Annotated in this window: 10 protein-coding genes; 6 read left to right on the top strand and 4 right to left on the bottom strand. The window is 64.0% G+C overall.

Annotated features, from left to right (window positions below; genetic code table 11):
* Nucleotides 1–1,083, top strand: a 1,083-nt coding sequence (locus tag ABR948_RS01735) for a mannitol dehydrogenase family protein (RefSeq protein WP_428113581.1), incomplete at its 5' end; no start/stop codon positions are given.
* On the opposite strand, the gene eda is transcribed toward ABR948_RS01735, so the two are convergent.
* The 3 genes from eda to ABR948_RS01720 all read right to left on the bottom strand — a co-directional run bounded on the left by eda (nt 1,080) and on the right by ABR948_RS01720 (nt 3,961).
* Nucleotides 1,080–1,727 (bottom strand): bifunctional 4-hydroxy-2-oxoglutarate aldolase/2-dehydro-3-deoxy-phosphogluconate aldolase, encoded by a 648-nt coding sequence (gene eda, locus ABR948_RS01730; protein ID WP_428113579.1) that lies wholly within the window; start codon nt 1,725–1,727, stop codon nt 1,080–1,082. The two genes, ABR948_RS01735 and eda, sit on opposite strands and share 4 nt — an antisense overlap.
* Nucleotides 1,724–2,653, bottom strand: a complete 930-nt coding sequence (locus tag ABR948_RS01725; protein ID WP_428113577.1) for a sugar kinase — start codon at nt 2,651–2,653, stop codon at nt 1,724–1,726. The genes eda and ABR948_RS01725 overlap by 4 nt, the downstream gene beginning before the upstream one ends.
* Nucleotides 2,654–2,719: 66 nt before the next feature.
* Entirely contained in the window at nt 2,720–3,961 is a 1,242-nt protein-coding gene (locus ABR948_RS01720; RefSeq protein ID WP_428113575.1) for a threonine ammonia-lyase, read from the bottom strand.
* Between the two features lie 142 nt (nt 3,962–4,103).
* Here ABR948_RS01720 and ABR948_RS01715 point away from each other — a divergent pair, with 142 nt between their 5' ends.
* The 5 genes from ABR948_RS01715 to ABR948_RS01695 are packed head-to-tail and all read left to right on the top strand — an operon-like array spanning nt 4,104 to nt 9,815.
* On the top strand, nt 4,104–4,913 hold the full coding sequence (locus ABR948_RS01715; protein WP_428113595.1) for an alpha/beta fold hydrolase: 810 nt from the start codon (nt 4,104–4,106) through the stop codon (nt 4,911–4,913).
* The gene (locus ABR948_RS01710) at nt 4,913–6,202 is read left to right on the top strand and encodes an acyl-CoA dehydrogenase family protein (protein WP_428113593.1); all 1,290 of its coding nucleotides are present in this window, start codon (nt 4,913–4,915) and stop codon (nt 6,200–6,202) included. Before ABR948_RS01715 ends, ABR948_RS01710 begins: the two co-directional genes overlap by 1 nt.
* A 3-nt stretch (nt 6,203–6,205) precedes the next feature.
* The gene (locus ABR948_RS01705; protein WP_428113573.1) at nt 6,206–7,741 is read left to right on the top strand and encodes a class I adenylate-forming enzyme family protein; all 1,536 of its coding nucleotides are present in this window, start codon (nt 6,206–6,208) and stop codon (nt 7,739–7,741) included.
* Nucleotides 7,738–8,832 carry an NAD/NADP octopine/nopaline dehydrogenase family protein gene (locus ABR948_RS01700; protein ID WP_428113571.1) on the top strand — a complete coding sequence of 365 codons (1,095 nt, stop codon included), beginning with the start codon at nt 7,738–7,740 and terminating at the stop codon, nt 8,830–8,832. The genes ABR948_RS01705 and ABR948_RS01700 overlap by 4 nt, the downstream gene beginning before the upstream one ends.
* A gap of 41 nt (nt 8,833–8,873) precedes the next feature.
* The gene (locus ABR948_RS01695; protein ID WP_428113591.1) at nt 8,874–9,815 is read left to right on the top strand and encodes a 3-hydroxybutyryl-CoA dehydrogenase; all 942 of its coding nucleotides are present in this window, start codon (nt 8,874–8,876) and stop codon (nt 9,813–9,815) included.
* On the opposite strand, the gene ABR948_RS01690 is transcribed toward ABR948_RS01695, so the two are convergent.
* Nucleotides 9,812–10,858, bottom strand: coding sequence for a 2,5-dihydroxypyridine 5,6-dioxygenase NicX family protein (locus ABR948_RS01690; RefSeq protein WP_428113569.1), 1,047 nt, complete (start codon nt 10,856–10,858; stop codon nt 9,812–9,814). The two genes, ABR948_RS01695 and ABR948_RS01690, sit on opposite strands and share 4 nt — an antisense overlap.
* Nucleotides 10,859–10,872 lie beyond the last annotated feature (14 nt).

Below are 10,872 nucleotides of genomic sequence, written 5' to 3'. Positions count from 1 at the left end.
CTCAATGAAGCGGATGTCGATATCCAGCATGACCTCGCTCATCGCAACGCGCCGCGCACCGCGTTTGGCTTCCTGGCCGCGGCCATCACCCGTCGCCGCGAGCTTGGTCTGCCATGCTTTACGGTCCTGTCCTGCGACAACCTTCCTGCCAATGGCCGCACGCTGCATGGGCTGTTGTCCCGTTACGCAGAGCTCGTATCTGCCGACCTCGGCAGCTTCGTGCGCAACGAAATTCTCTGTCCCGACACGATGGTCGACCGGATCGTTCCGGCCACGGCGAATGACGACCGGCAACGCCTCGGCGATACCCTTGGCATCGACGATCTGTGGCCCGTTGTCGCCGAGCCGTTCACCCAATGGGTGATCGAGGATCGCTTTTGCAGCGGCCGTCCGGCCTGGGATGAAGCCGGCGCGACATTCGTTGGGGATGTGGCCCCGTTCGAATCGATGAAACTGCGTCTGCTCAACGGCAGCCATTCGGCGCTAGCCTATCTCGGCTATCTCTGCGGCTATGAAACCGTTGCGGAAGCCATGGGCGACGACGCGCTGGCCACCTTCGCGGCAGGTCTCATGACCGACGCGATAGCAACGCTCGACCTGCCCTCGAATATCGACGTCGGCGCCTATCAGACATCGCTGCTGGCGCGATACCGCAACACGGCGCTGCGTCACCGCACCTGGCAGATCGCGATGGACGGCTCCCAGAAGCTGCCGCAGCGTATCCTCGGACCGATCCGTGATCGTCTCGCAAAGGGGTTGCCGATCGAACGTCACGCGCTCGTGGTTGCCGCCTGGATGCGCTACGTCACCGGCATTGACGAACGTGGCCAGCCAATCGACGTCCGCGATCCGCTGCTGAAATCCTTCCGCGATGTCCTTAAGGACGCTGGTCGCGATGTACCGCGCATCGTCGGCGCATTGCTGGAATTCAAGACCATCTTCGGCGAGGACCTGCCGGCCGATCAACGCTTCCGGCAGGCGGTCAGCGATGCCTTGACCCGTCTTTATTCGGCGGGCAGCCGGCAAACGATCGAACGTCTCGCCAGGCTGGGTCCACAAGCAATCTCGGGTCCTCTGCCCTAAGCCCGCCGCAGCGTCGCAGCGGCGCGAGCGCGTGCTTCGATGATGGACCAGGCGCCAGCGCGAATGTCCGTAGCCGGTGCAATCCACGATCCGCCCACAGCGACGACTTGCGGATGCGCGAGCCATTCCGTGACGTTGGTCTCATTGATGCCGCCGGTTGGACAATAGCGCACGGTGGGGAACGGCCCGCTCAGTGCGCTGAGCGCCGCAAGACCGCCGGCCGGAACGGCGGGGAAGAACTTCACCAGTTCGAAGCCGCGCGTGGTGCACGCGAGGAGCTCCGAGGCCGTCTGGACTCCCGGCACGAAAGGCAGGTCCAGTTCTGCCGCGGCCTGCAGCAGCTCCGGCGACATACCCGGGCTGAGGGCGAACGCGGCGCCAATCCTGGCTGCGTTGGCCATATCCTGCGCAGTCACAACCGTTCCCAACCCGACAATGGCGTCAGGCACTGCGTTGAGGATTGCCTGCGCCGCCGCCAGGGCTGCATCCGTGCGCAGCGTGATTTCGACCACGCGCAGCCCGCCGGCGATCAGCGCCCGCGCAAGCGGGACCGCGTCATCGGCGTTGTCGATGGTGATGACGGGCACCACGGGAGCGACGGCAAACATCGCGTCAAGCCGGGCGCGGGCCTTGTCGGAGCTCATGTGATCATTCCTTTCCTCAAGCCGGAAGTCGGCATCGCGTCCTTAGGGATCACGGCGCCGGGCCAGCGGATCACGACCCCGGCAAGGCGATGGCCGGCGCGCGCCGCCTCGGTTACCGAGGCGCCACTGATGCGGCCCGCAAGATAACCCGCGTTGAAGGAATCGCCAGCAGCGGTCGTATCGACCGGTTGAAGCACCGCCTCGGGCGGGACTTCAGTGCGTATGCCCTTCGCATAGACGATACAACCGCGCGCGCCGGTCTTGACGACGATCTCGGCAACGCCAGCGCCGCGCAGGCGCGCGGCGCAGCTGTCGGCATCGGCGTCACCAAAAAGAAGCTGCTCGTCTTCCAGTGTCGGAAGTGCCAGGTCGACATGGGGCAGCAGGCTATCGAACGCCCGCCGCGCCGCCGCCGCATCGCTCCAGCCGCGGGGGCGATAATTGCCATCGAATGCGATGCGGCCACCGTTGCGACGGGCCATGGTCAGGAGTTCGATCAGCCGGGCCCGCCCGCGGTCGCCATAAAGCGACAGGGTGATGCCCGACAGATAGAGCCAATCGAAACGAGACAGACGCTCCAGCGCAGCGTCGTCGACGAGATCGAAAAACTCGCGCGCCGGCGCGCGGTCGCGCCAATAGAGAAAACTTCGCTCGCCCAGGGCATTTCGCTCGATCATGTACAGGCCGGGCATACGTCCCGGTAACCGCAGCACCTCGTCGACGTGGATGCCCTCGGCGCGCCAGGCGTCGAGCATTGCGCTGCTCAGGGAATCGTCGCCCAGTGCGGTGACATAGGACGTCTCGATTCCCAGGCGGGCGAGATAGAGCGCGGTGTTCAGCGTATCGCCGCCGAAGGCCCGCGAGAACAGTCCGGCGCCGCCGTCGGACAGTTCCACCATGCATTCGCCGATCGACGCGACTTTCATCAGATTTACCTGTCCAAGCGGAAGCGACTTCTTACTAGCTCGCTCCGCCGCAAACAACCGGGACCGTTAGTGGCCACCCACCTCCACGTCAACGTTAGCCGCACGCAGTGAGGCGATGGTGGCCTCAAGATGGGATCGATCTCTGGTCTCGATCACGACTTCGAGGACCACCGCCTTGGCCGGCAGATCGGTGAAGATGCGCTGATGAGATACCTCAACGATGTTGGCGCCTGATTTGCTGAGCAAAGCGACCACCGTGGCAAGCTGACCCGGCCGATCCACAATGTCGAACCTCAGTTGCGACAAACGACCCTCCCGCGCGAGCTGGCGGGTCAACACGCCGGACAATAGCCGCGTATCGATATTGCCGCCGCTGAGCACGAGGCCGACCGTGCGGCCCTTGAAGCGGGCCTCATTGGCGAGGATCGCCGCCAGGCCGGCGGCCCCGGCGCCTTCCGTCACGGTCTTCTCGATCGTGATCAGAAGACTCAGCGCCTGCTCGATCTGCTGCTCGGTCACGAGCACGATATCATCGACCAGCGCGCGTACGATCCCTGAGGTGATACGGCCGGGCGCCTTGACCGCAATGCCCTCCGCGAGCGTGTCGCCGCGCATCGGAAGCTGTTGCCCCTTGATGACATTGTACATTGAAGGATAAAGCGCGGCCTGCACGCCGATGACCTCGATACCGGGCTTGAGCGTCTTGGCGGCAACCGCCATGCCCGAGATCAGGCCACCTCCCCCGATCGGCACCAGCAGGACGTCGAGGTCGGGCACGGCCGCAAGCATCTCGAGCGCGATGGTGCCCTGACCGGCGATGATCATGGGATCATCGTAGGGATGGATGAACGTCAACCCCTGTTCCCTGCCAAGCTCGGCGGCCAGAGTGGTGGCTTCCTCGAGAGTCGCTCCACCTTCGATCACATTGGCGCCGTGCCGGCGGGTGTTCTCGATCTTCACGGTCGGCGTTCCCACGGGCACGAAGATGGTTGCAGGTATTGAAAGGCAGGCCGCGTGAAACGCGACACCTTGCGCGTGATTTCCCGCCGAGGCGGCGATCACGCCTCGCCGCCGCTCATCAGCAGACAAGGCCGACAGCCGATTGAGCGCCCCACGCTCCTTGAACGTCGCCGTGAACTGCAGATTCTCGAATTTGAGCCACACGCTGGCGCCGGTGATGTCGGACAATGTGCGGCTGCGATCGAAATTCGTCAGTTTCACGAAGTCGCCGAGTACACCCGCGGCTCTCTCGATGTCGCGAAGGGTGACGGGCAGGTTTGCCAGGGATGTTCTTGTCGTATCAGTCATCGCGATCGACTCTCCGCCGGTGGCCTGCAAGCTTTCCACAAATTGCTTTAAACATAAAATTATCGCTTTTCATGCCCACAGGTCATGTTAGCATCGACAGATACGATACTTCAGGAGAAACTGCGTGCCCGCTGCCGTGCCCATGATGACAAAAGACCGCCGCTTCGGCTACGAGGCCGCCGGCCATCATGCGTCAAAGCCGCTGGTGTTTCTGCATGGAATCGGCGGCGCGGCGCGGGCATGGCGTGGCCAGCTCGACGCCTTCGGCGATCGTTACCGCGCAATCGCATGGGACATGCCGGGCTATGGTGGCTCCGCGGCGTTGCCGGTCGTCAGCATTTCCGCCCTCGCCGACGCCTTGCAGGAGTTCCTGCTGCAGGTCGGCGCGACCAACCCGATCCTGGTCGGCCATTCGATCGGCGGCATGATTGTTCAGCAGGTGCTGTCGACAAGCCCCGGCATCGCCGGGGCCATCGTTCTAGCGCAGACCAGCCCGGCATTTGGCAAGCCAGACGGCGACTGGCAGAAGAGCTTCATCGACGCGCGGCTCGGCCCGCTCGACCGCGGCGAAACACTCGCTTCCCTCGCCCCGTCACTGGTGAGGGAATTGGTAGGCGACGATGCGGACGCGAACGGTATGCAGCTTGCACGCGACTGCATGGCGGCGGTACCTGAAGCGACCTATCGTGCGACGATGCTGGCGCTGATGGGCTTCGACCTGCGCCATGCGCTAAAGAATATCGCCGTGCCGACGCTGGTGCTGTCGGGATCGAAAGACAACAATGCGCCGGCGCCGATGATGGCGAAGATGGCGAGCTATATTCCTTCGGCGCGATATGTCGAGATCGAAGGCGCCGGCCACCTCGTCAATCTCGAGCGCGCCGAAGCCTTCAACGCCGCGCTCGATCAGTTTCTCGAAGCAAATGTAGCTGCAACACAAGTGACGGCATGATGACGGTACAAGTCAGCAAAAGCGCAACCGCAATCGGCAAGATCAATCTGGACGTGCCGATCTTCGATCCCGGCGCGTTCCGGCTGAATGACGAACAAGCCGCGATCATCGCGTCCGCACGTGAGCTTGGCCAGACCGTATTCGCCGGCCGCGCCGCGGCATACGATCGTGAAGCAAAATTCCCGAGCGAGAATTATCGGGATTTGCATCGCGCGGGCCTGCTCGGCATTGCAATTCCGAAGAAACATGGCGGTCTTGGCGCTGACTACCAGACCTATGCGTTGGCCGCCGCCGAGATCGGCCGCTATTGCGGCGCGACCGCGCTGACCTGGAATATGCACGTCTGCTCGACGCTGTGGTCCGGTCCGCTGGCCGACGATCTCGACATGGACGCCGAGACCCGCGCCGAACACGAGCGCCGGCGCGCCGTGCATTACAGGCGCATCGTCGAGGACGGCGCGGTTTATTCGCAGCCGTTCTCGGAAGGTGGTGCAGCGGCGGCCGGTGGCGTCGCGTTCGGCACCGAGGCCAAACCCGTCAAGGGCGGCTGGATCGTCAACGGCAAGAAGATCTTCGCGTCGCTGTCAGGCCACGCCGATTATTACGGCGTGCTCTGCACCGAGATCGCCGAAGGGGAAAAGGCCTCACGCCGCAACACGCTTTATCTCGCCTTGCCGGCGAAGTCCGACGGCGTATCGGTGGTCGGCGACTGGGACCCGCTGGGGATGCGTGGCACGGTATCCCGGACGCTCCTGTTCAAGGATGTGTTCGTGCCAGAGGATGCGGCGCTGATGCCGCGCGGCGTCTATTTTCAGGCGGCGATGCGCTGGCCGCATATGTTCCTGACGCTGTCGCCGACCTATGTCGGCCTGGCACAGGCGGCCTATGATTTCACGGTGCGCTATCTGCGTGGAGAGGTGCCGGGCACGCCGCCGGTGAAGCGCCGGATGTATCCGACCAAGCAGATCGCGGTGGCGCAGATGCAGATCAAGCTCGAGCAGATCAAGGCGATCTGGTTTCAGGCCGTCACCGAAGCCCGTGCCAATCCGAGCAAGGAACAGGTGCTGCGCGCCTATGCCGCGCAGTATTCCGTGATGGAAGGCGCCAACGAGATCGCCACGCTGGCGATCCGCACCTGCGGCGGCCAGGCGATGCTGAAATCGCTGCCGCTGGAACGAATTTATCGCGACAGCCGTTGCGGCTCGCTGATGCTGCCATGGACCGCCGAACTCTGTCTCGACCGCATCGGCCGCGAAGCGCTGTACGAGACCGGCGAATCGGACGAGTAGAAGGTGGATCTCTGCAGCCTGATCGAGCGCAACGCCGCCTTCGCGCCCGACAAGGCCGCGATTATTTTCGAAGGCAATACTTTGAGCTATGCGGCGTTCAGCGCCCGCATCGAACAGACAGCACGCGCGCTGAAAGCCGAATACGGGGTCGGCCGTGGCGATCGCATCGCGATCCTGAGCCTGAACCGGCCCGACTACCTCGTGTTGCTCTACGCCTGCGCACGGCTCGGCGCCATGCTGGTGCCGCTGAACTGGCGGCTCGCGGCGGCCGAACAATTGTTCATCCTGTCGGACGCCTCTGTGAAAGTGCTGGTGCTCGAACAGGCGTTTGCGGAAATTCTGCCGGCCTTGAAACAAAGCCTGCCCGACGCCAGCATCGTGGGACTCGATTTCGCGCCTCCGGGAGGAATCGTATTCGACGCGCCGCTAGCGCGCGCGCGCGGCGACGGCCGCAATCCGGACAGCGATCTCGGCTGTCCGCTGCTGCTGGTCTATACGTCCGGCACCACCGGAAGACCAAAGGGCGCCGTGCTGCGACAGGAAGCGCTGCTGTGGAACGGGGTGATGAGCCAGCACATGCATGGCCTCACGTCAGAAGATCACGTCCTCACGGTACTGCCCTTCTTCCACGTCGGCGGCCTCAACATTCAGACCACGCCGGCGTTGCACCATGGTGCGACAGTGACGATCCATCGACGTTTCCAGCCTGACGCAACGCTGTCGGCGATCGCGCAGGAACGTCCGACATTGACCGTGCTGGTACCGGCGATCATTCAGGCGGTGACCGATCATCCCGGCTGGGCTTCCGCCGATCTGTCATCGCTGAGGGCCGTCTCGACCGGATCGACCATAGTGCCGCCGCATCTGATCGACCGCTTCGTCGCCCGCGGCGTGCCGGTACTTCAGGTCTATGGTTCAACCGAGACCTGCCCGGTCGCGATTTACACCCGTCTTGGCGGCGATCTTTCACGGGCGGGTTCAACCGGCCTTGCTGGCCTGTGCTGCGAGGCTGTCATCATCGACGATAGCGGCACGGAGCTGCCGCCGGACACTCCGGGTGAAATCGCCGTGCGCGGCCCCAACGTATTCTCGGAATATTGGGGCCACGCGGAAGCCACACGGGAAGCGCTCCAGGACGGCTGGTATCACACCGGCGATATCGGCCGCCGCGATGCGGATGGCTATTTCTGGGTGCATGATCGCAAGAAAAACCTGATCATTTCCGGCGGCGAAAACATCTATCCGGCGGAAGTCGAACGCGTGCTGATGGAACATCCCGAGATCGTGGAATGCGCCGTCATCGGCCGGCCCGATCCCAGATGGGACGAGGTGCCGGTGGCCTATGTCATCCGACGCGCGGGGTGTTCGATCGAGGCGGAGGAATTGAAGGCGCATGTGCTGACGCAGCTCGCCCGCTTCAAGGTGCCGCGCGATATCGTTTTTGTCGACGATCTGCCACGCACGGCTTTGGGCAAGGTCCAGCATTTCCTGTTGCGACAGCTCGACCAGCCGGCACGCCCACAAGGAGAGACGTCTTGAAAATCGCGGTGCTTGGCGGCGGCAACGGCTCATTCGCAGCCGCGGGCGATTTTGCGCTGCAGGGCCATGAGGTCAGGCTGTGGCGGCGCGATGCGGCCCAAGTTGCCGAACACCGCGCGGCCGGCTCGCGTATCGTACTCAAGGACAGCAACGGCCGGCACGAGGTGCAACTGGCGCTGGTGACATCGGACGTCGCCGCCGCGATCCACGACGCCGAGCTGATCCTGTGCCCTGCCCCGGCGTTTGCGCAGCCCGATATCGCAAGCCGGATCGCGCCGCATCTGCGCGACGGACAGGTGGTGTTTCTGCCGCCGGCAACGTTCGGATCGATGATATTCGCTTTAGCCGCGCGCGACGCCGGCAATCGCGCCACGGTCAGCTTCGCCGAAACCGGCACACTGCCATGGCTGACGCGCAAACACGCGCCGTTCGAAGTCGCGATCACGATCCGCGCCAAGCGGCTGCCGGTCGGGGTATTTCCGCTTCATGCCGCCGATCGCGCGCTTGCGGTCATCGGCCGCGCCTTTCCCGGCGTGACCGAGCCGTGCGGCGACGCGCTGTCGGCGGCGCTGATGAATGCCGGACCAATCATCCATCCGCCGCTGATCGTGATGAATGCGGGCCCGATCGAGCACTTCGAGCGCTGGGACATTCACAAGGAAGGCACGCAAGCGTCGATCCGAAGGGTGACCGACGCACTCGATACCGAACGGATCGTGGTCCGCGAGGGTTATGGTTATCGCGGCCCGCATTTTCCGCTGGCCGATCATTACGCGACCGAGGGCGAGCAATGGATGTATGGCCGCGGATCGCACGATCGCCTGACTGACTCCGGCGACTGGCGTGAGCGGATCGTGCTCAGGGAGCATCGCTACATGCGAGAAGATCTGCGGCTCGGCCTGTCCCTGCTGGTCTCGGTTGCTGAATTGGCCGAGGTCGCGACGCCGTTGGCGAAGGCCTTTCTCGCCATCGGCGGCGCGATCTGCGGCGAGGATTTCATGGCAGAAGGCCGCTCCCTTGGCGCTCTCGGCCTCGGCGACCTCAACCGTGACCAGTTGCAAACCCTGTTGCGCGAGGGATTTGCCAAATGACCGGCGCCCTGCCCGCCATTGCCTGCCTGGGCGCCGGCCGTATGGGCCGCGGCATTGCCGTCGCCTTTGCCTATGCCGGGCACGGCGTCACCATGATCGACGTCAAGCCGCGCCCCGCGGAACAGTTTGCGGCCCTTGAGGCCGAGGCGCTTGGAGAAGTCAGCAAAACGCTGGCAAGTCTGGCCCGGTTCGGATTGCTGAGCGAAAAGGATGCCGAAGCCATCTCTGCGCGGGTTACCGTCGTGCCTGCGCAGAACATGCCTGCCGCGCTCGCTGACGCCGGCATGGTGTTCGAAGGCGTGCCCGAAGTGGTCGATCTGAAGCGCGACGTGCTGGCGGCCGCCTCGAAATGCGTCGGACCTGACGTGATCATCGCCTCGACCACGTCGACCATTCTGGTCGACGACCTCTCCGGCTCGGTCGAGCATATCAGGCGATTTCTCAACGTGCACTGGCTGAACCCGGCCTATCTGATTCCGCTGGTCGAGATTTCGCCGGGAGCCGCGACCGATCCGGACATCACCGCGCGGGTCAAGGCGCTGCTGGAGGGCATCGGCAAGGTGCCGGTGGTATGCGCCGCAACGCCGGGCTTCATTGTTCCGCGGATCCAGGCACTCGCCATGAACGAGGCGGCCCGGATGGTCGAAGAAGGGGTCGCCAGCGCCGAAGATATCGACAAGGCAATTCGTTACGGTTTCGGATTCCGCTACGCGGTGATGGGTCTGTTGGAATTCATCGATTGGGGCGGCGGCGATATTCTGTATTACGCTAGCCGCTATCTCGAAGGCGCACTGGGCAGCGACCGCTATCGCGCACCCGAGGTGATTTCGCGCAATATGCATGAGGGCCGTATCGGCATGCGCACCGGCGCCGGCTTCCTCGATTATTCCGGCCTCGATATCGAGCACTACCGCGAGCAGCGCCTCGCAACGCTGGTCGAACTGCTCCGGCATTTCAAGCTGGCACGGCCGCCTGTCATTTAGCCAAACACATCCTGCAGCACGCCTTCGCGAACCACCGCAACGCCGTCCAGCTCGATCGTGGTTCCCATGACAGGAAGATCGAAATGCCCGGCGGTATAGCGCCCGGCGAATTCGTTGGCGCCGGTGGAAAACAGGAAGTTGCCGGCCACCGCGCGCAGCTCGGTGCCGTTGGTGTCGCGCTGGTCGTACATCGCCAGCGCTTCGTAGCGCGCGGCGGGATTCATGCCGAACCCGACATGGGAAACCGCATAGGCTTCACGGTCGCCCCACGCGGCGAGATAGGCCCGCATCATCATGGCATCGGCGCCTTCGCCCTCGAGATCCGTGACGTAGTCATCCTTCAATGTCATCCGGATCGGCGACGTCAGATAGCGCTTGAAGGTAAGATTGATGTCGCCGGCCGCCATCACCAGCGTGCCGTTGACGGTGCCGCTCTTGGGAAAGCTCACCACGATACCGCCCGGCCAGTGCGCCAGCGTTCCCGGCCTGTCGGTCCAGCCCCAGACGCCGACCGTGGAGGCGCCGACCATGTCGACATCGAGCTCGGTGCCCGCTTTCGAGGTCACCCGCATCCGCTTGGCCCCGCGCAGCATTTTAGCCGCCGCCCGCACGCGCTTTTCCAGCGCCAGATCCGGCACCATGCGCTCCAGCGCTTCGGGATGCTCATTGGAAATATTGAGAATCCGCGCGCCCGCCTTGAGTATTTCCGGCGTCTCGACGGCATGCATCAGGCCCTCGACGGTGCAATCGACCACGAAGCCGGCCTGCTGCAGCGCGGTGACGACAGGCCCGAGCCGCTGGATCGCCTCGCTGGCGCCGGTGGAGCGGATCGGCACGATCTGCCGATTGCGCGGCGTCGGCACGATGACGTGGAAGGGCCTCGCACCGATCCGCAACAGCGCGAGTTCGGCCAGATGAACGTTGAGCGCGCGCGACTGCGTTTCCGAAAGGATCGCGGCGGTATCGCCGGACTTGACGGCGCAACGCTCGAAAATTTCGCAAAACGCGTCGATCCATTTTGCTTCGATGCGGTCCGCCAACATCACTCATCTCCACT

Origin of the sequence: Bradyrhizobium sp. (assembly GCF_050014615.1) — a bacterium.
In the GTDB taxonomy this organism is placed as follows: domain Bacteria; phylum Pseudomonadota; class Alphaproteobacteria; order Rhizobiales; family Xanthobacteraceae; genus Bradyrhizobium.
This window is presented reverse-complemented; position numbering and strand designations above follow the sequence as displayed.